The 26,202-nt window shown below is 62.6% G+C and carries 19 protein-coding genes; 12 read left to right on the top strand and 7 right to left on the bottom strand.

All coding sequences use genetic code 11. The features are described from left to right. The first annotated feature begins 118 nt into the window (after positions 1 to 118). Entirely contained in the window at positions 119 to 1,054 is a 936-nt protein-coding gene (locus KW568_RS20360) for a chemotaxis protein CheV (protein WP_003248753.1), read from the top strand. Between the two features lie 55 nt (positions 1,055 to 1,109). Then, on the top strand, positions 1,110 to 1,913 hold the full coding sequence (locus KW568_RS20355) for an MOSC domain-containing protein (RefSeq protein WP_004577097.1): 804 nt from the start codon (positions 1,110 to 1,112) through the stop codon (positions 1,911 to 1,913). A 111-nt stretch (positions 1,914 to 2,024) separates the two neighbouring features. Here KW568_RS20355 and KW568_RS20350 read toward each other — a convergent pair whose 3' ends face one another. Continuing rightward, a complete protein-coding gene (locus KW568_RS20350) occupies positions 2,025 to 3,950 on the bottom strand; it encodes a transglycosylase SLT domain-containing protein (RefSeq protein WP_003248757.1) in 1,926 nt (641 codons plus the stop codon). 220 nt (positions 3,951 to 4,170) lie between these two features. On the opposite strand from KW568_RS20350, the gene KW568_RS20345 reads away from it, so the two are divergent. Continuing rightward, entirely contained in the window at positions 4,171 to 6,099 is a 1,929-nt protein-coding gene (locus KW568_RS20345; protein ID WP_003248759.1) for an ATP-binding cassette domain-containing protein, read from the top strand. A gap of 107 nt (positions 6,100 to 6,206) precedes the next feature. On the opposite strand, the gene KW568_RS20340 is transcribed toward KW568_RS20345, so the two are convergent. After that, entirely contained in the window at positions 6,207 to 6,647 is a 441-nt protein-coding gene (locus KW568_RS20340; protein WP_003248761.1) for a universal stress protein, read from the bottom strand. A 110-nt stretch (positions 6,648 to 6,757) separates the two neighbouring features. Between KW568_RS20340 and KW568_RS20335 the strand changes: the two genes are divergently transcribed. The 7 genes from KW568_RS20335 to KW568_RS20305 all read left to right on the top strand — a co-directional run bounded on the left by KW568_RS20335 (position 6,758) and on the right by KW568_RS20305 (position 15,185). Next, positions 6,758 to 7,195, top strand: a complete 438-nt coding sequence (locus KW568_RS20335; protein ID WP_003248762.1) for a hypothetical protein — start codon at positions 6,758 to 6,760, stop codon at positions 7,193 to 7,195. Positions 7,196 to 7,805: 610 nt separating this feature from the next. Beyond that, positions 7,806 to 9,953, top strand: a complete 2,148-nt coding sequence (fadB, locus tag KW568_RS20330; protein ID WP_259536641.1) for a fatty acid oxidation complex subunit alpha FadB — start codon at positions 7,806 to 7,808, stop codon at positions 9,951 to 9,953. Positions 9,954 to 9,984: 31 nt separating this feature from the next. Continuing rightward, a complete protein-coding gene (gene fadA, locus KW568_RS20325; RefSeq protein WP_003248768.1) occupies positions 9,985 to 11,160 on the top strand; it encodes an acetyl-CoA C-acyltransferase FadA in 1,176 nt (391 codons plus the stop codon). Between the two features lie 75 nt (positions 11,161 to 11,235). After that, positions 11,236 to 11,487, top strand: a complete 252-nt coding sequence (locus tag KW568_RS20320) for a DUF1653 domain-containing protein (protein ID WP_003248769.1) — start codon at positions 11,236 to 11,238, stop codon at positions 11,485 to 11,487. A 100-nt stretch (positions 11,488 to 11,587) separates the two neighbouring features. Continuing rightward, positions 11,588 to 14,197 (top strand): type I DNA topoisomerase, encoded by a 2,610-nt coding sequence (topA, locus tag KW568_RS20315; protein WP_003248770.1) that lies wholly within the window; start codon positions 11,588 to 11,590, stop codon positions 14,195 to 14,197. Between the two features lie 188 nt (positions 14,198 to 14,385). Next, entirely contained in the window at positions 14,386 to 14,901 is a 516-nt protein-coding gene (locus KW568_RS20310; protein WP_003248773.1) for a DUF6586 family protein, read from the top strand. Positions 14,902 to 14,951: 50 nt separating this feature from the next. Continuing rightward, positions 14,952 to 15,185, top strand: coding sequence for a hypothetical protein (locus KW568_RS20305; protein WP_003248777.1), 234 nt, complete (start codon positions 14,952 to 14,954; stop codon positions 15,183 to 15,185). Between the two features lie 50 nt (positions 15,186 to 15,235). On the opposite strand, the gene sulA is transcribed toward KW568_RS20305, so the two are convergent. Together sulA and lexA are read right to left on the bottom strand one after the other, a co-directional pair. Then, positions 15,236 to 15,712: an SOS-induced cell division inhibitor SulA gene (gene sulA / locus KW568_RS20300; protein WP_003248779.1), complete on the bottom strand. Its 477-nt coding sequence runs from the start codon at positions 15,710 to 15,712 to the stop codon at positions 15,236 to 15,238. Positions 15,713 to 15,725: 13 nt separating this feature from the next. Continuing rightward, positions 15,726 to 16,334, bottom strand: a complete 609-nt coding sequence (gene lexA / locus KW568_RS20295) for a transcriptional repressor LexA (protein WP_004577098.1) — start codon at positions 16,332 to 16,334, stop codon at positions 15,726 to 15,728. Positions 16,335 to 16,549: 215 nt separating this feature from the next. On the opposite strand from lexA, the gene KW568_RS20290 reads away from it, so the two are divergent. Together KW568_RS20290 and nagZ are read left to right on the top strand one after the other, a co-directional pair. Continuing rightward, complete coding sequence (locus tag KW568_RS20290; protein WP_003248784.1) at positions 16,550 to 17,257, top strand: TetR/AcrR family transcriptional regulator; 708 nt, start codon at positions 16,550 to 16,552, stop codon at positions 17,255 to 17,257. A gap of 189 nt (positions 17,258 to 17,446) precedes the next feature. Further along, positions 17,447 to 18,445, top strand: coding sequence for a beta-N-acetylhexosaminidase (gene nagZ, locus KW568_RS20285; RefSeq protein WP_176393468.1), 999 nt, complete (start codon positions 17,447 to 17,449; stop codon positions 18,443 to 18,445). A gap of 294 nt (positions 18,446 to 18,739) precedes the next feature. Here the strand turns inward: nagZ and KW568_RS20280 are convergent, their stop codons facing one another. From KW568_RS20280 to mfd, 3 genes are read right to left on the bottom strand one after another with little or no spacing between them, the layout of a single operon-like run. Beyond that, on the bottom strand, positions 18,740 to 22,057 hold the full coding sequence (locus KW568_RS20280) for a DEAD/DEAH box helicase (RefSeq protein WP_003248787.1): 3,318 nt from the start codon (positions 22,055 to 22,057) through the stop codon (positions 18,740 to 18,742). Between the two features lie 4 nt (positions 22,058 to 22,061). Next, positions 22,062 to 22,634 (bottom strand): CsiV family protein, encoded by a 573-nt coding sequence (locus tag KW568_RS20275; RefSeq protein ID WP_004576991.1) that lies wholly within the window; start codon positions 22,632 to 22,634, stop codon positions 22,062 to 22,064. A 9-nt stretch (positions 22,635 to 22,643) separates the two neighbouring features. Next, positions 22,644 to 26,093, bottom strand: a complete 3,450-nt coding sequence (gene mfd, locus KW568_RS20270; RefSeq protein ID WP_004576990.1) for a transcription-repair coupling factor — start codon at positions 26,091 to 26,093, stop codon at positions 22,644 to 22,646. Positions 26,094 to 26,202 lie beyond the last annotated feature (109 nt).

Below are 26,202 nucleotides of genomic sequence, written 5' to 3'. Positions count from 1 at the left end.
GGTAAAGTGATATCAATTATCTGCGCGGCATTTTCCCGCAGGGGTCAAGGTGTGCGTGAAGCCGCCGATACAGGGTAGATGATTTCACCTTTTAAGACTCAAGCCTGGGGGCTTTCCAATGGCTGGCATTCTCGACACGGTAGACCAACGCACGCAACTGGTGGGTGAGAACCGCCTGGAAATTCTGATGTTTCGTCTGGCCGGTCGCCAGCTGTTCGCGATCAACGTGTTCAAGGTGCAGGAAGTACTGCAACTGCCCAAGCTGACCCTGATGCCCCAGCGCCACGCCTATGTCTGTGGTGTGGTCAACCTGCGTGGGCAGACCCTGCCGGTGATCGACCTGTCTCAGGCGATCGGTATGCGCCCGCTACAGCCGGGGCCGGACAGCACCATCATCGTCACCGAATACAACCGCTCGGTGCAGGCCTTCCTGGTGGGCGGTGTCGACCGCATCGTCAACATGAACTGGGAGTCGATCATGCCGCCGCCTTCCAGTGCCGGTCGCCAGCACTACCTGACTGCCATCACCAAGGTTGATGAGAAGCTGGTGGAAGTGATCGACGTGGAAAAGGTGCTGGCCGAAATCGTGCCCTACAACGCCCGGGTTTCTGGCGACAAACTCGCCGACCCAGTGCTGGCCCGGGCCCGCGGCCGCGAAGTGCTGCTGGTGGACGACTCCAGTGTGGCCTTGGCGCAATTGCGCGATACCCTGTCTCAGTTGGGCATGAAGCTGCACGTGGCCAGTGATGGCCTGAAGGCGCTGCGCATGCTCAAGGGCTGGGCCGACGCCGGCGAGGACGTGTGCGAAAAGCTGCTGATGGTGTTCACCGATGCAGAAATGCCGGAAATGGACGGCTATCGGCTGACCACCGAGATCCGCAGCGATGCCCGTCTGCGCCAGCTCTATGTGGTGCTGCACACTTCGCTGTCGGGCAGTTTCAACGAGTCCATGGTGAAGAAGGTGGGCTGTGACAACTTCCTTTCCAAGTTCCAGCCTGATCGCCTGGTCGATGTGGTCAAGCAGCGCCTGCTGCTGGATACCACCGCCGCGTGAACGTTGTGCCGGCCAGGTATAAGCTTGGCTTTTGGCATGAAGCGAGGCAGCAGGGATGTTTCTCAGTGAGTTGTATCGATACCCGGTGAAGTCGGGGCAGGCGCAAAGCCTGAAGGCATCACCGGTGGGGTTGCTGGGGTTGCAAGGCGACCGGCGCTGGATGGTGGTCGAGGAAGAAAACGGACGCTTCCTGACCCAGCGTGCCTGGCCACAACTTGGCCAGATCGACGCGAGCGATGACGACAGCGGCCAGTTGCTGCTGCAAGCCCCTGGACAGGCGCCGTTGCGGGTGCCTGTACCGCCTGCCGATGACGCCCTGCGCGGCGTGACGATCTGGCGCGATACCCTGCGTGTGCCGGACGCTGGCGATGCCGCGGCGGCCTGGTTGAGTGAGTTGCTGGGCAAAGCCGTACGCCTGGTACATTGCCCGGAGCAGCGTGCGCGTTACCTGCCCAATGGTTACGGCTTCAACAGTGACCGTGCGGCGTTTCCGGATGGCTTCCCCTTGCTGCTGATTGGGCAGGGCTCGCTGGACGAGCTTAACCGGCGTATTGGCCGGCCCATGTCGATGCGGCGCTTTCGGCCCAACCTGGTGGTGCAGGGCGCGGAGCCGTTTGCCGAGGATGGCTGGAAGCGGATTCGCATCGGCAGCTTGGCGTTTCGCGTGCTCAAGCCCAGTGTGCGGTGCATCTTCACGACCATCGATCCAGCCACCGGGGAGCGTAGCGCTGACCGTGAGCCGATGGCTACGCTGAAGACTTTCCGCGAAAAAGAAGGCGACGTGCTGTTCGGCCAGAACCTGGCTGTGGATGGCAGTGGGTGGCTGGAGGTGGGGATGGAAGTAGAAATCCTGGAATAGGTGTGTTGCCTGTGCCGGCCTCTTCGCGGGTGAACCCGCTCCTACAAGGGTTACGCGGTCGTTGTAGGCGCGGGTTCACCCGCGAAGAGGCCGGTACAGGCTCAACAGCAATCACATGTCATCGAAATACCGTTCATGCCAATCCACCAGTGGCTGCGGTGAATTCAGCTTCTGCCCGTAGATCACCGAATACGACAGCACGTTCTGAACATACTGGCGTGTTTCGTCGAACGGGATCGACTCCACCCACACATCGAAGCTCAGGTGCTTGGCCCCTTTGAGCCACTGTCGCACGCGCCCGGGGCCGGCGTTGTAGGCTGCCGAAGCCAGCACCCGGTTGCCGTTGAACTGGCTGTGTACCTGGCTCAGGTAGGCCGCACCCAGCTGGATGTTCTTGTCCGGGTTCAGCACTTGCGCCGGTGAGGCCAGCGGGATGCTGAACTTGCGTGCGGTTTCTTTGGCCGTGGCCGGCATCAGTTGCATCAAGCCGCTGGCGCCCACGGGTGAGCGTGCGTCCTCCATAAAGGCGCTTTCCTGGCGAGTGATGGCGAATACCCAGCTCGAATGCAGGCCGCGAACCTTGGCTTCACGCACCAGCGTGTCGCGGTGGGCCATGGGAAAGCGGATGTCCAGGTCGTCCCAGTACTGGGCCTGGCTGATGGTGCGGATGGCTGGGAAGTACCAGCGCAGCTCATAACCCAGGCGTGCCTGCGCAACCATTTCGTCACGGGTGAAGTGGCGGCTGACGTGGTACCACTCACGGCGGCCGTCGACGATCTGGCCGCGGGCGTGGAATTCCAGTGCGCGCTGGATGCCGGGCGTGTTGCGGACCTTCTTGACCAGTTGTGGGCTCAGCAGCAGCGGCTTGTTGTTCAGCTGGTAGGGTGTCTGTGCCCGATCGGCGGCGAGGAAGCCATAGAAGTCACGCTCACGCGCTGCGGTCTTGTAAAGCAGCGGGATCTGCGGGTTGTTTGGCTGTGCCAGCTCCAGGCTGCGAGCCTGCCAGTACTTCCAGCGGCTGGTGCTGGCCAGGTCCTGGGGAAGGCGTTTGGTCAGCTCGTAGGCGTCCTCCCAGCGGCCCAGGCGCAGCAGCAGGCGAAGGCGCCATTCGCTGACAGTGTTGTCACGCAGCTCGGGGTCATAGCGAGTCATCAGGTCGAGCGCGCGTGGGTCGTAGCGGCGTGCGAGGGTCAGGCCGATTTCGCGGGCGATGGCCACCTTTTCGTCACGCGAGAAGTGCATGCGCTGGGCGTAATCGTCGAGCAGCGCCATGGCCCGCTCCGGGTCCTGCCGGGCCAGGCGACGAAGGCCGAGGCTGACCACGTCGGACATGGCCTCGTTGACCGGGGTAAAGCGCGACGGCTGGTTGAGCAGCTCGGGCTTCTGCGCGACGTCGATCAGCAGGCGCCCCTGCGGGCCGAGGGTGGTCAGGGTCTTGACCAGGGTGTTGGCCAGGCCGTAATTGCGCGCCTGGGCGGCCAGCTTGGTGCGTTCCCAGCGCTTGGCCTCGGTCAGTTGGCCTTCGGCTGCCCACATGCCGAACAGCGTGTCGCAGGCGGCAGGTTGCGATTTGCCGACGCTCCACAGCTTGTCGGCGGTGGCGTAACCTTCGGCGCGCAGGCCGTGGCTGAGCTGGTATTGGCCGTTGAGGCAGTCCAGTTCGGTGAAGTTGAGCTTGGGGTCGTAGTACTTGACGAAGGTATCCCACTCGCCGCGTTCGGCCAGCCAGCGCAACCAGCGCAGTTTCATCCAATTGGCCTGGGGCAGGTCGCCATGCTTGGCAAGGAAACCTTCGATTTCCTGGTTGCTGGCACTCTTCAGGCGGGCGGTGAGTTCGTCGTAGACCAGGTAGGGCGTCAGCGGGTAGTCGCTCAAGGCCTGGGCATAGCGCAGGTACGGGCCTTTGTCGCCTTTGGCCAGCGCTCGCTTGGCCTCGTCATAGTACTGGCGTTGCAGGGTCAGGTCGGTGGCCTGCGCTGCGCAGGTGGCAGCGGTAAGCAGCAGGCAGGATGCGATATGTAACAGGCGGCTGCGCATGATACGTCCGGGCAGTTGAACCATGGGAAGTGTCGGCGGAGCCAGCACTATTGAAAGCTATTGCCTTAGCTTAGCTGTTTGCCGGCAGTGGGTGAAAGCACTGTGCTTGTATCGGGATATTAAGTTCGACCAGATGTCACCAGGTGCTCACCGGTTGGCCTGGCGGATGCCGTCGAAGGCCAAGTCAGGTAGAATGCGCGCCCGATTTATGGAGACGAACATGACCCTGCTCAAATTCAGCGATGTGTCCCTCGCATTCGGCGCCATGCCGCTGCTGGACAAAGTGTCCTGGCAGATCGCTCGTGGCGAGCGGGTGTGCATCATCGGCCGCAACGGCACCGGCAAGTCGAGCATGCTGCGCCTGGTCAAGGGCGAGCAGAAGGGCGACGACGGTGAAATCTGGCGTGCGCCTGGCCTGAAGATCGGTGAGTTGCCACAGGAGCTGCCGGTAGCCGACGAGCGCACGGTGTTCGACGTGGTAGCCGCTGGTCTGGACGGCGTGGGCGAATTGCTGGCGCAGTTCCACCACCTGAGCATGAACATCCAGGGCGATGAAGACCTGGAAAAACTCATGCACGTCCAGCACGAGCTGGAGGCCCGCGACGGCTGGCGCCTGCAACAGGTGGTGGAAAGCACACTCAGCCGCCTGCAGCTGCCGGCCGACAAGACCCTGGCCGAGCTGTCCGGTGGCTGGCGCCGCCGCGTACTGCTGGCCCAGGCGCTGGTGTCCGAGCCCGACCTGCTGCTGCTCGACGAACCGACCAACCACCTGGACATCGGTGCCATCGCCTGGCTCGAAGAGGCCCTGCGTGGCTTCAACGGCGCGGTATTGTTCATCACCCACGACCGTTCGTTCCTGCAGAACCTGGCCACCCGTATCCTCGAACTGGACCGCGGCGGCCTGATCGACTGGAACGGTGACTACGCCAGCTTCCTGGTGCACAAGGAGGCCGCACTGGCCGCCGAAGAAACCGCCAACGCGCTGTTCGACAAGCGCCTGGCCCAGGAAGAAGTGTGGATCCGCCAGGGTATCAAGGCCCGCCGTACCCGCAACGAAGGCCGCGTGCGTGCACTGAAGGCCCTGCGTGTGGAGCGTGGCGAGCGCCGTGAACGACAGGGCAAGGCCAACATCCAGATCGAAGCCGCGGACAAATCCGGCAAGCAGGTGATGGTGCTGGAAAATGTCAGCTTCCATCACGCGGACGGCCCCCTGCTGGTCAAGGACTTTTCCATGGTCCTGCAGCGGCAGGATCGCATCGGTCTGCTGGGCGCAAACGGCACTGGCAAGACCACGTTGCTCAAGATGATGCTGGGCGACCTTGAGCCCACTGCGGGCAAAGTGGAGCGCGGCACCAAGCTTGAGGTGGCCTATTTCGACCAGATGCGCCACCAGCTCGACCTGGAAAAGACCGTAATCGACAACCTGGCGGAAGGCCGTGATTTCATCGAGATCGATGGCCAGAACCGCCACGTGCTGAGCTACCTGGGCGACTTCCTGTTCAGCCCCCAGCGCGCGCGTACGCCGGTCAAGGCGTTGTCGGGGGGTGAGCGTGCACGGTTACTGCTGGCCAAGCTGTTCAGCAAGCCGGCCAACCTGCTGGTACTCGACGAACCGACCAACGACCTGGACGTGGAAACCCTCGAGCTGCTGGAAGAGGTGCTGTCCAACTACAAGGGCACCGTGCTGATGGTCAGCCACGACCGGGCCTTCCTCGACAACGTCGTGACCAGCACCCTGGTGTTCGAAGGCGAGGGCAAGGTGCGTGAGTATGTGGGCGGTTACGAGGACTGGATTCGCCAGGGCGGCTCGCCGAAGCTGCTGGGTGTGACCGAGAGCAAGGGCGGTAAGTCTGCGCTCAACAGCGCGGTAGTGGAGAAGGTCGAGGCCAAGCCTGAGCCTGTTGCGGCGCCGGTGGTGGAAGACGCTTCGAAGAAGAAGCTGAGCTACAAGCTGCAGCGTGAGCTGGAGATGCTGCCGGGGCAGATTGATGAGCTGGAGCAGCGTATGGCTGAAGCCCAGGAAGAAGTGAATGCGGCGGGCTTCTATCAGCGGCCGATTGCAGAAACTTCGGCGGTGCTGGCACGGATCGAGAAGCTGCAGGGCGAGCTGGATGTATTGGTGGAGCGCTGGGCTGAGCTGGAAGGCTGATTGGCGTTAGCCTGTTCCGGCCTCTTCGCGGGTAAAGCCGCACCTGCAGGGATTGCCATACCCTTGCAGGCGCGGGCTGGCCCGCGAAGAGGCGGGTTCAGGTCCAGTCAATCCTTCTTCAGCAAGCGTACCGCCAGCACGTCACACGGCGCGCCGTGCAGCACATCATTGGCCGTGGACCCCAGCAGCAACGCCAGGCCATGACGGCCATGGCTGCCCACCACGATCAGGTCGCACTTTTGCTCCTTGGCCAGCTGGTGGATTTCCTGGCGCGGTTGGCCGTAGGTCAGATGCGAATCGCCACGCTGGATGTCCGGGTACTTGTTGAACAGGCGTTCCATGCGCTCCTTGGCTTGGTCGAACTGCTGCTGTTGCAGCTGCGACAGGTCCATCGGCACGTCACCGCCGAATGCCATCGCCATCGGCTCGACGATATGCACCAGCGATACCTTGGCGTTCGAAGGTTTGGCGAGCGCCATGGCGCGCTTGATCACCGGGTCGCATTCTTCGGTCAGGTCGACGGCGACCAACAAATGTTCGTATTCCATGAGCGGTACTCCTGGCAATCGCGATAGAAGAAGTATGGTCGCTTTCGGGCGGGTCTTCCGTGAAAAATGGCTAACCAGCTCATTTGCAACGCTTTATGGGAACTACTGATATGACGGTATTGCTGGTGGTGTCAATCCTTGCGCTGATTCTCAGCCCGCTTTCCTGGCTGCGCAGCTCGCGCAAGCAGAGCGAGCAGATGAAGTTGCGCCTGGAGGCGCGGCGCATGGGTTTGGCCATGCAACTGGCGCCGCAGCAGTGGCCGCACTGGCTGGAAAAGGAGCCGCCAAGCCCCTGCCCGCAGTATCACAGAGCCCGGCGCCGTGGGCATGAGGACAGCTTCAGCTTCTGGCAGGTCAGCCCCGGGGTGTGGTGGAACCAGTGGCGCGAGCCCTGCGAAGACCCACGTTTCATGGGCGCGTTGTCGCGCTTGCCGGCGAGTGTGTACAAGGTCGAGGCCGATGCGCGGATGATTGCCCTGTACTGGACCGAACGTGGCGATACTGCTGTGTTGCAGGATGTTGCCTACGCCCTCGAAACCTTGGCTTGAGCGCCGCCCATGCGCGACTCCTGTAGGCGCGGATTCATCTGCGAACACCGGCAGAGCCGGTGCCAAACTGCGCGGTGCCTGCTTCGCGGGTAAACCCGCTCCTACGGGGCATCCAGGCTGGTCAATCTGTTCTGCAACGACAAAGCGGCGGCTCGGCATAACCCTGAAGGGGTGGGGTGCCAAGTCGCCGCTTTGCGTTCTGCTGCGCAGAAAAGGCCAGGCAGGCCGGGTTATTCATTCAAGCAAGTGCCAGTGTAGTCGCACTGGCTCGCCGCGCAAGCGCAAAGCCGTCAGCCAATGCTTGTGGTCAATCGCTGACATGGATGACGGGCGATCACTGTCATCATGTTTTGTACCCGGACGATAGAAAATGACTGGAAAGTCGCGTTTTCGCCGTGCTCGTGAGCATTTGACAACGCCCATCTTTTCGGAGAATGTGTGCACACCCAAATCAAACGGGCGTATGAATTGAGCGTTTGTATGTCATGACGCCAAGCCATACTTCCGACTAGCGCGCTGACGGGTGTGCCTGGGGCAAGGCAGCTTAGGCCTGCTTCTGCTGCAGTGATCGGCGTGTACAGTTCAGCTTCCATATCGTGGAGATCAGTTGATGATTTACGAAGGTAAAGCCATCACGGTTAAGGCTCTTGAAAGTGGCATCGTCGAGCTCAAGTTCGACCTCAAGGGTGAGTCCGTCAACAAGTTCAACCGCCTTACCCTGAACGAGCTGCGCCAGGCCGTCGATGCCATCCAGGCCGATGCCTCGGTCAAAGGCGTGATCGTCAGCAGTGGCAAGGACGTGTTCATCGTCGGCGCCGACATCACCGAGTTCGTCGACAACTTCAAGCTGCCTGAGGCCGAACTGGTCGCCGGCAACCTGGAAGCCAATCGTATCTTCAACGCCTTCGAAGACCTCGAAGTGCCGACCGTTGCCGCCATCAACGGCATCGCGCTGGGCGGCGGCCTGGAAATGTGCCTGGCGGCCGACTACCGGGTCATGTCCACCAGCGCCAGGATCGGCCTGCCGGAAGTCAAGCTGGGTATCTACCCGGGCTTTGGCGGTACCGTGCGCCTGCCGCGCCTGATCGGCTCGGACAACGCCATCGAGTGGATCGCCGCCGGCAAGGAAAACCGTGCCGAAGACGCCCTGAAAGTGGGGGCCGTCGACGCGGTGGTCGCCCCTGAGCTGCTGCTGGCCGGTGCCCTCGACCTGATCAAGCGTGCCATCAGTGGCGAGCTGGACTACAAGGCCAAGCGCCAGCCGAAGCTGGAAAAGCTCAAGCTCAATGCCATCGAGCAGATGATGGCCTTCGAGACGGCCAAGGGCTTCGTCGCTGGCCAGGCCGGCCCGAACTACCCGGCCCCGGTCGAAGCGATCAAGAGCATCCAGAAAGCCGCCAACTTCGGTCGCGACAAGGCCCTGGAAGTTGAAGCCTCAGGCTTTGCCAAGCTGGCCAAGACCTCGGTCGCCGAGAGCCTGATCGGCTTGTTCCTCAACGATCAGGAACTCAAGCGCAAGGCCAAGGCGCATGACGAGATCGCCCACGACGTGAAGCAGGCCGCCGTGCTCGGCGCCGGCATCATGGGCGGCGGTATCGCCTACCAGTCGGCGGTCAAAGGTACGCCGATCCTGATGAAAGACATCCGCGAAGAAGCCATTCAGCTGGGTCTGAACGAGGCCTCCAAGTTGCTTGGCAACCGCGTCGAGAAGGGCCGCCTGACCCCGGCCAAGATGGCCGAGGCCCTCAACGCCATTCGACCGACCCTGTCCTATGGCGATTTCGCCAATGTCGACATCGTCGTCGAGGCTGTGGTCGAGAACCCGAAGGTCAAGCAAGCGGTACTGGCGGAAGTGGAAGGCCAGGTGAAGGACGATGCGATCCTCGCTTCCAACACCTCTACCATCTCGATCAACTTGCTGGCCAAGGCGCTCAAGCGCCCGGAAAACTTCGTCGGCATGCACTTCTTCAACCCGGTGCACATGATGCCGCTGGTTGAAGTGATCCGTGGCGAGAAGTCCAGTGAAGTGGCGGTTGCCACCACCGTGGCCTACGCCAAGAAAATGGGCAAGAACCCGATCGTGGTCAACGACTGCCCGGGCTTTTTGGTCAACCGTGTGCTGTTCCCGTACTTTGGCGGTTTTGCCAAGCTGGTCAGCGCCGGTGTCGACTTTGTGCGCATCGACAAGGTCATGGAGAAGTTCGGCTGGCCGATGGGCCCAGCCTACTTGATGGACGTGGTCGGCATCGACACCGGCCACCACGGCCGTGACGTCATGGCCGAAGGCTTCCCGGATCGCATGAAGGACGAGCGCCGCTCGGCAGTCGACGCGTTGTACGAGGCCAACCGCCTGGGCCAGAAGAACGGCAAGGGCTTTTACGCCTACGAAACCGACAAGCGCGGCAAGCCGAAGAAGGTTTTCGATGCCACCGTGCTCGACGTGCTCAAACCGATCGTGTTCGAGCAGCGTGAAGTCACTGACGAAGACATCATCAACTGGATGATGGTCCCGCTGTGCCTGGAGACCGTGCGTTGCCTGGAAGACGGCATCGTCGAAACCGCTGCCGAAGCCGACATGGGCCTGGTCTACGGCATTGGTTTCCCTCCCTTCCGCGGTGGTGCGCTGCGTTACATCGACTCGATCGGTGTGGCCGAATTCGTCGCCCTGGCCGATCAGTATGCCGACCTGGGGCCGCTGTACCACCCGACCGCCAAGCTGCGTGAAATGGCCAAGAACGGCCAGCGCTTCTTCAACTGAGCGGTCAACGAGCTAGAGCGAGAGATTTGATATGAGCCTGAATCCAAGAGACGTGGTGATTGTCGACTTCGGTCGCACGCCAATGGGCCGCTCCAAGGGTGGCATGCACCGCAACACCCGCGCCGAAGACATGTCGGCGCACCTGATCAGCAAGCTGCTGGAACGCAACGGCAAGGTTGACCCGAAAGAAGTCGAGGACGTGATCTGGGGCTGCGTCAACCAGACCCTGGAGCAGGGCTGGAACATCGCCCGCATGGCCTCGCTGATGACCCAGATCCCGCACACTTCCGCGGCGCAGACCGTCAGCCGCCTGTGCGGCTCGTCCATGAGCGCGCTGCACACGGCCGCCCAGGCGATCATGACCGGTAACGGTGATGTGTTCGTGGTCGGTGGCGTGGAGCACATGGGCCACGTCAGCATGATGCATGGCGTAGACCCCAACCCGCACCTGTCCTTGCATGCCGCCAAGGCTTCCGGGATGATGGGCCTGACTGCAGAAATGCTCGGCAAGATGCACGGCATCACCCGTGAGCAGCAGGACCTGTTCGGCTTGCGTTCGCACCAGCTGGCCCACAAGGCCACGGTCGAAGGCAAGTTCAAGGACGAGATCATCCCGATGCAGGGCTACGACGAGAACGGCTTCCTGAAGGTGTTCGATTTCGACGAAACCATTCGCCCGGAAACCACCCTCGAAGGCCTGGCATCGCTGAAGCCTGCGTTCAACCCGAAAGGCGGTACGGTCACGGCCGGTACCTCGTCGCAGATCACCGACGGCGCCTCGTGCATGATCGTCATGTCCGGTCAGCGTGCCATGGACCTCGGTATCCAGCCATTGGCGGTGATCCGTTCGATGGCAGTGGCCGGTGTCGACCCGGCAATCATGGGCTACGGCCCGGTGCCATCGACCCAGAAAGCCCTCAAGCGTGCGGGCTTGACCATGGCCGATATCGACTTCATCGAGCTCAACGAAGCCTTCGCTGCACAGGCCCTGCCCGTGCTGAAAGACTTGAAAGTGCTCGACAAGATGGATGAGAAGGTTAACCTGCACGGCGGCGCCATTGCTTTGGGCCACCCGTTTGGTTGCTCCGGGGCGCGGATTTCCGGCACCCTGCTCAACGTCATGAAGCAAAATGGCGGTACGCTGGGTGTTGCGACCATGTGCGTCGGCCTGGGCCAAGGTATCACCACTGTCTTCGAACGCGTCTGATCGCGTAGCGGGACAGCAGCCGGGGCCTAGTGCCCCGGTTTTGTTTTTTCAGGTTTTATTCAGGAGGTGTGCAACATGCAGATACAACCAGGCGTATACCGGCATTACAAAGGGCCTGAGTACCGTGTCTTCAGTGTTGCGCGGCACTCCGAAACCGAAGAGTGGATGGTGTTCTACCAATGCCTGTATGGTGATTACAGCTTCTGGGTACGTCCCCTTTCGATGTTCCAGGAGTCCGTCGAATTTGACGGCGAGCAGGTGCCACGCTTTGCTTTGGTCAAGGCCGAAGAGGGGCTGCCCGGGTTGCTGGGCAAGTCGCACGCGTGATCGTCCGAGCTTGACCTCACACTTTTGCCACTATATATAGCGGTGCCGCGTCTGGCACTTGGCGCGTTTTTTATCTTCAGATTCAGGAATACTCCGATCCATGGGCAAATCGCTGGTCATTGTGGAATCCCCGGCCAAGGCCAAGACCATCAACAAGTACCTGGGCAACCAGTACGTGGTGAAGTCGAGTATCGGCCATATCCGAGACCTCCCCACCAGCGGTTCGGCCAGCGCGAGCAAAGAGCCGGCCGCCAAGCGTGGCAAGGCTGCGGGTGAGGCGCCGGCGCTTTCGCCGAAAGAGAAGGCCCGCCGCCAGCTGGTGGCACGCATGGGCGTCGACCCCGACCATGGCTGGAAGGCCAAGTACGAGATCCTGCCTGGCAAGGAAAAGGTGATCGAAGAGCTGCGCCGCCTGGCCAAGGATGCCGACACCATCTATCTCGCAACCGACTTGGACCGCGAAGGGGAAGCCATTGCCTGGCACCTGCGCGAGGCCATCGGGGGTGACGACACCCGCTACAAGCGCGTGGTGTTCAACGAAATTACCAAGAAGGCCATTCAGGAAGCCTTCTCGCAGCCAGGCGAGCTGGACATCGACCGGGTCAACGCCCAGCAGGCGCGGCGTTTCCTCGACCGCGTGGTCGGTTACATGGTTTCGCCACTGCTGTGGGCCAAGATTGCCCGTGGTCTGTCCGCTGGCCGTGTACAGTCGGTGGCGGTGAAGCTGGTGGTTGAGCGTGAGCGTGAGATCCGCGCCTTCATCCCGGAAGAGTACTGGGAGATCCACGCCGACCTCGGCACCGCCAAGAACGCCAAGGTGCGTTTCGAGGTGGCGCGCGAGAAGGGCGAGGCCTTCAAGCCGCTGAACGAAGCTCAGGCCATGGCTGCGCTGGAAAAGCTCAAGGCTTCCAGCTACAGCGTGGTCAAGCGCGAAGACCGCCCGACCAGCAGCAAGCCATCGGCACCGTTCATTACGTCCACCTTGCAGCAAGCGGCCAGTAACCGCCTGGGCTTCGGCGTGAAGAAAACCATGATGATGGCCCAGCGCTTGTACGAAGCCGGTTACATCACCTACATGCGTACCGACTCGACCAACCTGTCGGCTGACGCCCTGGATATGGCACGCAGCTACATCGAACGGGAGTTCGGCAAGCAGTACCTGCCGGAGGCGCCACTGGTTTACGGCAGCAAGGAGGGCGCCCAGGAGGCGCACGAAGCGATTCGGCCTTCTGACGTGAATACCCACCCGACCAAGCTCAGCGGCATGGAGCGTGACGCCGAGCGCCTGTACGAGCTGATCTGGCGCCAGTTCCTGGCGTGCCAGATGCCGCCAGCGCAGTACCTGTCCACCAGCGTTACCGTCGCTGCCGGCGATTTCGAGCTGCGTGCCAAGGGCCGCATCCTCAAGTTCGACGGCTACACCCGTGTGCTGCCACAGCAGAGCAAGCCGGGCGAAGACGACGTGCTGCCAGAGATGGTTCAGGGTGAAGCGCTGAAACTGATCCAGATCGACCCGAGCCAGCACTTTACCAAGCCGCCTGCACGCTTTACCGAAGCCAGCCTGGTCAAGGAAATGGAAAAGCGCGGCATTGGCCGCCCATCGACCTACGCGGCGATCATTTCCACCATCCAGGACCGTGGCTATGTGACGCTGCACAACCGCCGCTTCTACTCCGAGAAGATGGGCGATATCGTCACCGAGCGCTTGTCGGAGAGCTTCTCCAACCTGATGGATTACGGCTTTACCGCCGACATGGAAGAGAACCTCGACGACGTGGCCCAGGGCGAGCGTGACTGGAAGAACGTGCTCGACGAGTTCTACGGCGATTTCAGCAAAAAGCTGCAGACTGCCGAGTCCAGTGAAGACGGCATGCGCGCCAACCAGCCGACCATGACCAACATTCCATGCAAGGAATGTGGTCGGCCGATGATGATTCGCACCGCTTCTACGGGTGTGTTCCTGGGCTGCTCTGGCTACAGCCTGCCGCCGAAAGAGCGCTGCAAGGCTACCGTCAACCTGGTGCCGGGCGACGAGATTGCCGCTGACGACGAGGGCGAGTCGGAGTCGCGCGTGCTGCTGGGCAAGCACCGGTGCCCGATCTGCGCCACGGCGATGGACGCCTACCTGCTGGACGAGAAACACAAACTGCACATCTGCGGTAACAACCCGGATTGTGTCGGTTACGAGATCGAAGAAGGCAACTACCGCATCAAGGGTTACGAAGGGCCGAGCCTGGAGTGCGACAAGTGCGGTAGCGAGATGCAATTGAAGACCGGCCGTTTCGGCAAGTTCTTCGGCTGCACCAACCCGGCATGCAAGAACACCCGCAAGCTGCTCAAGAGCGGCGAGGCGGCTCCACCGAAGATGGACAAGGTGGACATGCCGGAGCTCAAGTGCGAGAAGGTCGATGATACCTACGTGCTGCGCGACGGTGCTTCTGGGTTGTTCCTGGCTGCCAGCCAGTTCCCCAAGAACCGCGAAACCCGTGCGCCGCTGGTGCTGGAGATTGTGCCGCACAAGCATGAGATTGACCCGAAGTACCACTTCCTGTGCGATGCGCCGCAGAAAGACCCGGATGGCCGCCCGGCGGTGATTCGTTACAGCCGCAAGACCAAGGAGCAGTACGTGCAGTCCGAGGTCGATGGCAAACCGACCGGTTGGAAGGCGTTTTACGACGGCAATGCCTGGAAGGTTGAAGACAAGCGCTGATCCATCGGTGCTGTGATTTGGGGCCGCTTTGCGCCCCTTCGCGGGCTTGCCCGCTCCCACAGGTATCGCGCCGCCCTTGAATGTGGCGCTGTACTGGTGGGAGCGGGCAGCCCGCGAAGGGGCGCAAAGCGGCCCCAATCATTTATGATGCAGATATCCGCCTTGTAGCCTTATGGGAGGGCACTGAAATGGCCCAGGAACTCTACACCCGCACCAACCAGAAACTGTTCTTCGCCGGCCTCGCCCTCGAGTCCATGGCCAAGGCTGAACAAAGCCAGGCCATGAATGCCCAAGGCCTGGTCCAGGCTGAGCGCGAGTCGGCGCTGTTCCACCTGTATGGCGCTCTGTTGGGGCTGTGCCATGAAATCGGGGGCTTCTATCGCCTGCCGGTCGTCGCAACGGTAGAGCAAGCCCTGGCCGACGATGCCCTGAACGGTATCGCCATCCCGGAAGTGGCCGAGTTGCTGGAGCTGGCTCGCCAACGCGAAACCTGGCTGGCGCAAATGCTCGGTGCTTATGCCGATTTGTTCCGACCACCGGTCGCCAGAAAAGCGCCGAAAACCGACGTTACCCAGCCTCTGATTCAAGCCGTCAATCTTGATGAGCCTGAGCATCCAGCGCTGTCGCGTGCCGAGCTGGAAAGCTGGCGCAACGACCTCAAAAGTTTGGTGAGACGTTTCCGCGACGCGTTGAGTGAGTGCTGATAGACGCAACGGCTGGTACAATAATCGCCTTTCGCGGAGAACTGCCATTTATGTCTACGTCTTTTCTGGAAATTGTCGAGTTGCCTGATGGCCGCATCGAACTTCGTCGCGCCGAGGATGAGGGCTCTCTGGTAACCCTGGATTTCTCGGAAGACGCCAAGGTGTTCCTGCAGGGTCAGCATGTGGAAGTGGCCAAGGCCATGCTCAGTGTGGGCGTGCAGATGGCCGGTCGCCTGATGGATGGCGAGCTCGAGCGTGATGAAGGGCCGCGTGTGCTGCACTGAGTGTGCAGCAGCGTATCAGGCTATTTGAAGTGACAGGCAAAGCCTGAACATCAGCCGAGGCGGATGTTCAGGCTTTGTGCGTTTCCGGCACTGGCTGCACGTAGCAGTTGCTGGCGTGCAGTGGCATTGACGTTGCCCAGCCAGCTCACCACGGTGTGGCTGAGGCCCAGGCGCAAAGCCTCGCAGGCCAGCTGCAGCGCGCTTTGATTGCTGCGGGGTTGCAGCAGCAGAATACGTTCACGGTTGAGCCCGGCATCGCGCAGCCAGGCCTGGGTCAGGCTTGGCGGTGGGGCGATCAGGGTCAGCCAGCGGGCCTCGTCCTCTTCGCTCAGCTCGCGCAGCACGGGCGCCAGCAGGCTTTGGCAGTGGCCAGGGGCGCCGCGCAGCGACAGTTCGCTGAACAGCTCGGGCTGGCTGCTCTTGCGCGCCGGTTCCCTGGCTTTCAGGCCTGGCAGCACGGGCTGGGCGAGGAATGCTTCGAACAGGGGCAACTGGACTTGCTCGGGTGCGTGAATGAACTGCTGCATGACGCCTCCTGGATCAGTGGCGAATGACGCCGACGCTCAAGCCCTCGATCACCAGCTCCTGTTCTTTCAGGTCGACTTCGATGGGGGCGAATTCGGGGTTTTCGGCAAGCAGCCAGACTTTGCTGCCTTCACGCTTGAAGCGCTTGACGGTAACTTCGTCGCCGATGCGCGCCACCACGATCTGGCCGTTACGGGCTTCACGGCAGGTGTGCACCGCCAGCAGGTCACCGTCGAAGATGCCGACGTCCTTCATGCTCATGCCGTGTACGCGCAGCAAATAGTCGGCTTGGGGGTGGAAGAAGGCAGGGTTGATGTTGCAGGATTGCTCGATGTGCTGTTCGGCAAGAATCGGCGCACCGGCAGCGACCCGGCCGATGATGGGCAGGCCGGTTTCTTCGGCCTTGGCTTCCAGGCCAGGGATGCGGATGCCGCGGGAAGCGCCCGGCGTCATTTCGATCGCGCCCTTGCGGGCAAGGGCCTTGAGGTGCTCCTCGGCGGCATTGGGCGACTTGAAGCCCAGCTCCTGAGCAATCTCGGCGCGGGTAGGCGGGAAGCCGTTGTCTTCCAGGCAGCGCTTGATGAACGCGAGAATTTCGGCTTGGCGTGGCGTCAGTTTCAACATGGTAAGCGCTCTGTCTTTTTGTACAGTGACTGGGATTATATACAGTACTGAGTGCGCTGCAAGCCAAAAGCCGCAATAAACAGAAGAGGTGGCGCTTGCAGTGGGCCGGCTGGCGCTTTTAAATGGCGACCGCCCAGTCACCGAGCCTTGACAGAAGCAGGGCTGAAACGTATGTTTCAAACACCTGTTTGTCTGGCGGAGTAGTCGGAGTAGTCATGGCCCAATCGGAAACCGTTGAACGCATTCTCGATGCTGCCGAGCAGCTGTTCGCGGAAAGGGGGTTCGCCGAAACCTCGTTGCGGCTGATTACCAGCAAGGCCGGGGTCAACCTGGCGGCAGTCAACTATCATTTCGGCTCCAAGAAGGCGCTGATCCAGGCTGTTTTTTCGCGTTTCCTCGGCCCATTCTGCGCCAGTCTCGAGCGTGAGCTGGAGCGCCGCCAGGCCAAGCCGGAGCAAAAGCCCAGCCTTGAAGAACTGCTGGAAATGCTCGTAGAGCAGGCGCTGGCCGTGCAGCCGCGTAGCAACAACGACCTGTCGATCTTCATGCGCCTGCTGGGTCTGGCGTTCAGCCAGAGCCAGGGTCACCTGCGGCGCTATCTGGAAGACATGTACGGCAAGGTGTTCCGCCGCTACATGCTGCTGGTGAACGAGGCTGCGCCACGCATTCCGCCACTGGAACTGTTCTGGCGTGTGCACTTCATGCTGGGTGCCGCGGCCTTCAGCATGTCCGGTATCAAGGCCTTGCGGGCGATTGCCGAGACTGACTTCGGCATCAATACCTCGATCGAGCAGGTGATGCGCCTGATGGTGCCGTTCCTGGCGGCAGGCATGCGCGCTGACAGCGGTGTGACCGACGAGGCGATGGCCACTGCGCAGCTGCGTCCGCGAACCAAGACCAGTTCGGCTACCGCCAAGGCCTGAAGGCTGGGCGTGGCGGGGCGCTTCCGCTAAGCTAGCGCCCATGCCCTATCTCGATCTACTTCACATTTCCCTTGCTGACCAGCGCCTTTATGGCTTCGCCTGTGGCCAACAGCGCGTGTCTGCCGGTGTCTGCTGCCCCCCGGTGGGCTTCTCTCTGTCTTCAATGAAGGATTACCCATGACTGTCAGCCTGCAAGGCTCCCTGATGGTGGATATCGCCGGTAAATGGCTGACCGCCGAAGACCGTCAACTGCTTCGCCAGCCGGAAGTGGCTGGCCTGATCATCTTCGCCCGCAATATCGACAGCCCGCGCCAGGTGCGCGAACTGTGCGCGTCCATCCGCGCCATTCGCCCCGAGCTGATCCTGGCCGTGGATCAGGAAGGTGGTCGCGTACAGCGTCTGCGCCAGGGCTTTGTGCGCCTGCCGGCCATGCGTGCGCTGGCCGATAACGACAATGCTGAATACCTGGCTGAACAGTGCGGCTGGCTGATGGCGACCGAGGTACTGGCAGTTGGCCTGGACCTCAGCTTCGCTCCGGTGCTCGACCTGGACCACCAGCGTAGCGCCGTGGTGGGCAGCCGCGCCTTCGAGGGTGACCCGCTGCGTGCAACGCGACTGGCCGGCGCGTTCATCCGTGGCATGAATGCGGCAGGTATGGCCGCGTGTGGCAAGCATTTCCCGGGGCATGGCTGGGCCGAAGCCGATTCGCACGTGGCCATCCCCACCGATGAGCGCAGCCTGGAACAACTGCGCCGGGCCGACCTGGTGCCGTTTACCCGCCTGAGTGGGCAGCTGGCGGCAGTGATGCCGGCGCATGTCATCTACCCGCAGGTTGACAACCAGCCCGCTGGCTTCTCGCGGCGTTGGTTGCAGGACATCCTGCGTGGCGAGCTGGGCTTTGATGGGGTGATTTTCAGTGATGACCTGTCGATGGCCGGTGCGCATGTGGTGGGCGACGCGGCCAGCCGTATCGAGGCGGCGCTGAGCGCCGGTTGTGATATGGGCCTGGTGTGCAATGACCGGGCGGCGGCGGAGCTGGCGCTGAGTGCGGCGCAGCGCATGAAGGTCAAGCCATCGCCGCGGATTGCCCGGATGCGTGGGCAAGGGTTTGCGCGGACCGATTATCGCCAGCAGCCGCGCTGGCTGGAGGCGTTGGGGGCGTTGAAGGAAGCTCAGCTGGTCGATTGACTGCGCTGGCCTGTTCGTTCCCACAAGTCGGGTTTACCTGCGAATACGGTAGCGGCGGCAACGGTGAACGGCGGGTGGAGATTGGCCAGCAGGCCCGGCCCTTTCGCGGGTAAACCCGCTCCTACGACGGCCTGCGTCCAACCTCCGATGTGTGCCCACCACCAATTGCGTTGTAGGAGCGGGTTTACCCGCGAATACGGTAGCGGCGGCAACGGTGAGCGGCAGGTGGAGATTGGCCAGCAGGCCCGGCCCATTCGCGGGTGAACCCGCTCCTACGCTGTATCCCCCTTTGGCCTACCGCCCGCGCTTTCCGGGCAATGGCGCAAACAGGGCCTCGATTTCTTCATCGCCAAGCCGCCATTGCCCAGCCTGCCCGCCGTCCAGCAGGCTGGCCGCCAATGCAGCCTTTTCCTGCTGCAACAACTGAATCTTCTCTTCCACCGTACCCCGGGTAATCAGCTTGAACACGAACACCGGCTTGTCCTGGCCGATGCGGTAGGCACGGTCGGTAGCTTGGTTTTCGCTGGCCGGGTTCCACCAGGGGTCGAAGTGGATCACGGTGTCCGCCGCCGTCAGGTTCAAGCCTACGCCCCCCGCCTTGAGGCTGATCAGGAACACTTCGCTTTCACCTTGCTGGAACTGCTGCACTGGCGTGCGACGGTCGCGAGTATCACCGGTCAGCAGGCTGTAGCGGATTTTGCGCTTCTCGAGCTCCTGCTCGATCAGTGCCAGCATCGAGGTGAACTGTGAGAACAACAATACCCGGCGCCCTTCGCTGAGCAGTTCTTCGAGCATCTCCAGCAGCGCACCCAGCTTGCCCTTGTCGGCCTGGTTGCCTTTGCTTTCTACCCCCTTGACCAGGCGCAGGTCACAGCACACCTGGCGCAGCTTGAGCAACGCATCGAGGATCACGATCTGGCTGCGTGCGGCGCCATTGCGGGCGATTTCGTCGCGGACTTTCTGGTCCATGGCCACTCGCACGGCTTCGTACGTATCGCGCTGGGCATCACTGAGCTCGACCCAGTGCACCATCTCGGTCTTGGCCGGCAGTTCTGTGGCCACCTGCTCCTTGGTGCGGCGCAGCAGGAACGGCCGGATGCGGCTGGCCAGGTGGGCCATGCGCTCGCTGTCACCGTGGCGCTCGATCGGGTTGCGGTAATCCTGGTTGAAGCGCTTCAGGTCGCCCAGCCAGCCGGGCATCAGGAAGTGGAAGATCGACCACAGTTCGCCCAGGTTGTTTTCCATTGGCGTGCCGGTCAGGCACAGGCGCTGCCCGGCCTGTAGCTCGCAGACGGCGAGGGCAGCCTTGCTGCTGCTGCTCTTGATGTTTTGCGCCTCGTCCAGTATCAGCACGTGCCAGGCCTGGGGGCGCAGCTGTTCCAGGTCGCGTGGCATCAAGGCGTAAGTGGTCAGGACCAAATCGTACTCATGGAGTTTGGTGAAGTGCTTGCTGCGCCCCGGCCCATGCAGTGCCAGGACGCGCAGGTCGGGGGCGAAGCGCTGGGCTTCGTCCAGCCAGTTGGGTATGAGGCTGGTTGGCATGACTGCCAGGGCCGGTGCATTCAGGCGCCCGGACTGTTTCTCCAGCAGCAGATGGGCCAAGGCCTGCAGGGTCTTGCCCAGGCCCATGTCGTCGCCGAGGATGCCGCCGGTACCCATCTCGCGCAGGGCCTGCAGCCAGTTCAAGCCTTGCTGCTGATAGGGGCGCAAGCTGGCCTGCAGCCCTGTGGGCGGTTCTACCTGCAGGTCCCGGGCATCGCGCAGGCGCCGGCCCAGATCGCGTACGTGCTCGCCACCTTCCCAGTGCAGGGGCAGGCCTTCTATTTCGTTCAGGCGCGCGGCGTCGGCGCGCTCCATGCGCAGGGACGGGCCTGCAGTGTCCTCGTGCAGGTAGAGCTCGCCCAGGGTGCCCATGACTGCCTTGATGCGGCCATAGGGCAGGGCGACGCGCAAAGCCGGGGCATCGAGACGGCCGCGATTGAGGTCGATCAGCAGGTGTTCATCATCGCTGCGCCGGGCCAGTTCGCTAGGGCGTAGCAGCTCCGGGCTGCTGCGCAGCAGGTGCAACACGATCGGCAGCAGGCTGTGGCGCTGGCCATCGACCACGATGCCGAGTTCCAGGTCGAACCATTCATGGCCAGGCGCTTCGTCGATGGTTGCATACCAATCGTCCACCTCCTGCAGGTTGAAGGCGAAGTCGCGGTGAATATCGATGTCCCAGCCGGCTTCGCGCAGGCGCGGCAGGCCTTCGCGGGCAAAGCGCAGCCAGGCTTCGTCGTCAGGCAACTGGTGCATTTCGCCGGCGCTGTCGGGTAGGGCCTTGCTCTGCCGTGTGGCGGGCTTGAAGCCGAAATCGCGCAGCACCTTGCGCAGCGCCTGCTCGGCTTGAGTCTGTCGGCGAATGCGCTGGCTGGTGCTGCCTGCCAGGCGGGTCAGCGGCTTTTCGTCGGTGCCGCTGGCCTGCAAGCCGTCATAATCGAACGCCAATGCGGCGCGGTGTTGCATTTGCCGTTGCATGCGACCGGTTTTCGGCATGTAGGCGGTGTATTCAAGGCTGCCGAGAGCAAGAAGGGGCTTTGGCTGGATGTTATCGAGCAACTGCTCCTGCACTTGCGTCGGGGTCGGCACCTTATGGCTGAGGGCATTGAGCTTGTGGCTCAGGGGTACGACCAGGTGTTCCGGCACGTCGGGTGCAATAGTCAGCTGTACGGCGACGTGGGGATCCAGGCTGTGCTCGACCTTGCCCACTTCACGGGTCGGCAGGTCCAGGTAGTAAAGCGGCAGCAGCGGGATGACGCAGCGCAGCATCGCTTCGCCGCTGTACCACCGCCCCCGGTAATTTCCGTTGTCCAGGCGTACCCAGCGAAACTCGGCGTGGCGCACCGGGCCTTCATGAAGCAGGGGGAGGTCGGTGTCGAAGAACATCCGCCCGGTTTCGAGGGCGCGCTGGAACAGCTCGCCACCTTCATGGCCCTTCAGTCGGTAGCCGCGATCCTGGCCGCCGCCCTGATTCAGGGCCGAGAGCAGGCGCAGAATGCGGATGTCTTCGTCTGTTACGAAGCGCGGTGGCTCGTAGAGGAAATCGTAAAGGGACTGGACGCGGCTGAAGCGGATGCCGTCCTCCGTTCGCGTGCCCTTGCGCACAAGCAGGGCGCAGCCCGCATCGTCGGTGAGCTGCAGCTGATAGCACACCATGCGCCCGCGTTTGTCTTCGGTCGCGTCGGTCTTGGGTGGGGCCTGCTCCAGGCCGCTCAACCAGTGCTGCAGTTCGGCGGACAAGGCGCCCGGGTTGGCTTGCGTGTCCTTACTGCTGGAAAAGCGCTCGCTGACGCAAAAAAGGACAGCGGCGCAATGCTTGCAGTTTTGCCGTACCGGGCAATCGCAGTCACCGCGCACATGGCACCGGCCGCCCGCTACGTGCAACTTGATGTGTTGCCGGTAGTGGTTGTTGCCGCTCCCCTGGCAACTGGCCGTTATGGTTGGCCCATGAATGCCTTCCAGTTCGGCCCTGCCTTCCTCGGCATAGCGCTCACCGCGCTGCAGGGCAGCTTTGCTGAACGATTGAATCCAGTTCGGATAGGCGTTCACCATTTCGGCGGCATCGTCCTTCATGGGCTTACTGCTCCATCATCTCCGGGTCCATCACCGGCATTTTCGGCGTGCCTGGTGGGGTCACCTTCAGCAGCACCGCCAGGTGCCCGCCGTCGAGAAAGGTCAGCTGGCCGCCCTTGACGTTGCTGTTGCTTTGCCTGAACTGCTCGCTTTGCAGCACGTTGCCGTTGCCATCCAGCTGGTTGACCCAGAAGTTGGCCTCGACGGTGATGAAGCGGCCTTCAGCGATGCTCAGGTTGCCTTCGATAGGGAAGTGCCCGAACTGTTCGGTGCCTCCGCCCAGTGCGATGCGGCTGGGTTCGCTGCCCACCTGCTGTTGCCAGGCCTTGTGCATCAGCACCGTGTAGTCGGCGGTGGCTTCCAGGCGGGTGGCTTCATCTTCAAGTGCTGGGGGGCGCTCGGCCTCTTTCGCCAGGCGTGGGGCGCCAGCGCTCCAGTCTTCGGGGGCGAACGGGCTGGTGAAGGCGGGCACGCTGTTCTGCCGCACCAGAATCATTTCTACCTGATACAGGCCTTCGGCGAAGGCCGCTGGGGCGAACAGCGCCAGCAGCAGGGTCAGGCAACGGATGGCACGCATGAGTCTTCCTTAGGCAGGCTGTGGGGTCAGGCGCTCGAACAGCGCCTCCAGGGTATTGAAACGTTCGTCGGGGCGTTCCATCGGTACCAGGAAGCGGAACTGGGTGGCGCCTTCGAACTTGTAGCGTTTGGGTTGACCCTGGATCAGCTTGATCAGGGTCAGTGGGTCGACCGGTGTTTCGGCTTCGAACTCGAGCTTGCCACCGTTGGGCCCCGCATCGACTTTCTTGATGCCGAGCTTTTCCGCGTGCAGCTTGAGTGACGTCAGGCGCATCAGGTTCTTGGTCGGCTCTGGCAGCAAGCCGAAGCGGTCGATCATCTCGACCTGCAAGTCCTTGAGGCCCTCCTCGTCGGCAGCCGAGGCAATGCGTTTGTACAGGATCAGGCGCGCATGCACGTCAGGCAGGTAGTCCTCGGGGATCAGTGCCGGCAGGCGCAGGTTGATCTCCGGGCCGCCACCCAGGGGTTGCTCAAGGTTCGGCTGGGTACCTTTTCGGATTGCCTTGACCGCACGTTCGAGCATTTCCATGTACAGGGTGAAGCCCACTGCCTGGATCTGCCCGCTCTGGCCTTCGCCCAGCAGCTCGCCGGCACCGCGGATTTCCAGGTCGTTGGTGGCCAGCACAAAGCCTGCGCCAAGATCTTGCGTGTTGGCGATCGCCTCCAGGCGCTTTTCGGCGTCGGCGCTCACCTTCTGACGGGTAGGTGTGAGCAGGTAGGCGTAGGCCTGGTGGTGACTACGGCCAACCCGGCCACGCAGCTGGTGCAGCTGGGCCAGGCCGAACTTGTCGGCGCGCTCGATGACGATGGTGTTGGCGCTGGGCACGTCGATACCGGTTTCGATAATGGTCGAGGCCACCAGCACGTTGAAACGCTTGTGGTAGAAATCGCTCATCACCTGTTCCAGCTCGCGTTCGCGCATTTGCCCGTGGCCGATGCCGATGCGTGCCTCGGGCACCAGCTCGGCAAGGTCGGCGGCGCATTTTTCGATGGTTTTCACATCGTTGTGCAGGTAATACACCTGGCCACCGCGCAACAGTTCGCGCAGCAGCGCCTCCTTGACCGTGCTCTTGTTCTGTTCCATGACGAAGGTGCGCACCGACAGGCGGCGTGCTGGCGGCGTGGCGATGATCGACAGGTCGCGCATGCCCGCCACCGCCATGTTCAGCGTGCGTGGAATCGGCGTGGCGGTCAGGGTGAGGATATCGACCTCGCTGCGCAGCGCCTTCAGCTGTTCTTTCTGGCGCACGCCAAAGCGGTGCTCTTCATCGATGATGGCCAGGCCCAGGTCTTTGAAGCGTACGTCGTCCTGCAGCAGCTTGTGGGTGCCGATGAGGATGTCGATCTTGCCTTCGGCAAGGTCCGCGGCGGCGGCGGCCACTTCTTTGGCCGATTTGAAGCGGCTCATCACTTCCACGGTCACGGGCCAGTCGGCAAAGCGGTCGCGGAAGCTGTTGTAATGCTGCTGGGCAAGCAGGGTGGTGGGCACCAGTACGGCCACCTGGCGGCCACTGTGCACGGCGATGAACGCCGCGCGCATGGCCACTTCGGTCTTGCCGAAGCCCACGTCGCCGCAGACCAGGCGGTCCATTGGCTTGGGTGCCAGCATGTCGGCGCGCACGGCCTCGATGGCGGCCTGCTGGTCCGGGGTTTCCTCGAACGGGAAGCCGGCGCTGAAGGTGGCGTAGTCGGCGGACGGGTCGGCAAACGCGTAGCCCTTGCGCGCGGCGCGGCGGGCATAGATGTCGAGCAGTTCGGCGGCCACGTCGCGGACCTGTTCGGCGGCCTTGCGCTTGGCTTTCTGCCAGGCCTCCGAACCCAGCCGGTGCAACGGAGCCAGGGCGTCGTCGCTGCCGGTGTAGCGGGCGATCAGGTGCAGGTTGGCCACCGGCACATACAGCTTGGCGTTCTCGGCGTATTCCAGCGTCAGGAATTCGGCGGCCTGGCCGTCGATTTCCAGCGTGGCCAGGCCCAGGTAGCGCCCGACGCCATGGTCGATGTGCACCACCGGCGCACCTTCGCGCAGCTCGGTGAGGTTCTTGATGACCGCGTCGTTGGCGGTTTCGCCGCGCTTGTCACGGCGCCGGCGCTGCATCACTCGCTGGCCGAACAGTGGGCTTTCGGCAATCAGGGCCAGCCCTGGATCGTCCAGCAGCAGGCCGTCGTCCAGCGGGGCGATGGTGATCGCCAGGCGCTCGGCACCGGTAATGAAATCGTCCCAGCCTTCGACGGTATGCGGGCGCAGCTTCAGCCGTTCGAGCAGCTCCAGCAGCACTTCCCGGCGGCCCGCTGATTCGGCGGTGAAGAGTACGCGGCCGGGGAACTGTTCGAGGAAGTTGGCCAGTTCGGCCAGCGGCTGGTTGGCCTTGGCCTCGATGGCCAGGTTGGGCAGGGCGCGCGCCGGGAAGCGCTCGCGGCCCACGCCAGGCTCCAGCGCTTCGCTGCTGACCACCACCCGGGGCCACTGCTTGAGCCGGGCGAAGCAATCTTCCACCGGCAGGAACAGCTCGGCCGGCGGCAACAGCGGCCGGCTGAGGTCGCCGCGGCGGTCTTCATAGCGCCCGCGCACGTCGTTCCAGAAGTGCTCGGCGGCCTGTTCCACACCGGGTAGCGAGAACACCTGGGTGTCGGTCGGCAGGTAGTCGAACAGGGTCGAGGTTTCTTCGAAGAACAGCGGCAGGTAGTACTCGATACCGGCGGGGATGATGCCGCTGGCCAGGTCCTGGAAGATTGCACTGCGGCGGAAGTCGACGTCGAAGCGCTCGCGAAAGCGTGCCTTGAAGCGGGTCACTTCTTCCTTCTGCATCGGGAATTCGCGTGCCGGCAGCAGGCGCACCGAATCCACCTTGTCGATCGAGCGCTGGGTCTCGGGGTCGAAGGTGCGCAGCGTCTCGATCTCGTTATCGAACAGGTCGATGCGGTAGGGCAGCTTGCTGCCCATCGGGAACAGGTCGATCAGCGCGCCGCGCACGGCGAACTCGCCATGCTCGTAGACGGTGTCGACACAACGGTAACCGCTGGCCTCCAGGCGCAGGCGCATCTGTTCCACGTCGATGGTCTGGCCCACATCCAGCACCAGGCTGCTGCCCAGCAGAAAACGCGTGGGTGCCAGGCGGTGCAGGGCGGTGGTGATCGGCACCACGAGGATGCCGTGGCTCAGCTCCGGCAGGCGGTACAGGCTGGCGATGCGCTGGGAGATGATGTCCTGGTGCGGCGAGAACAGGTCGTAGGGCAGGGTTTCCCAATCGGGGAACGGCAGCACTGGCAGGTCTGGGGCAAAGAAGCGCAGCTCCTGCTCCAGACGGTCGGCGGCCTGGCTGTCGGCCGTCAGCAGCAGGGTGAAGCGGCCAGCGCTGCTGGCGGCTTCGGCGATGGCAAGGCTGAGGGCGGCACCGGGCAGGTTGCCCCAGGTTTGTTTGCCGGCCGTGGCCGACATTTGCGGTAGGCGCAGAACTGACACGGGAGATTGCACTCCAAGCGTTGCGGCAAAGAGACCGATTGTACCGGTGACAGTGCCGGCTGTCAGGCTCGAAAGGGCATGAACGCTGGCTTGCGTCACTGTGACAGGC

The organism is Pseudomonas sp. HD6515 (assembly GCF_024971855.1).
Lineage (GTDB): Bacteria > Pseudomonadota > Gammaproteobacteria > Pseudomonadales > Pseudomonadaceae > Aquipseudomonas > Aquipseudomonas alloputida.
The sequence above is the reverse complement of the archived record's forward strand: the minus strand, read 5'-3'. Positions and strand labels throughout refer to the sequence as shown.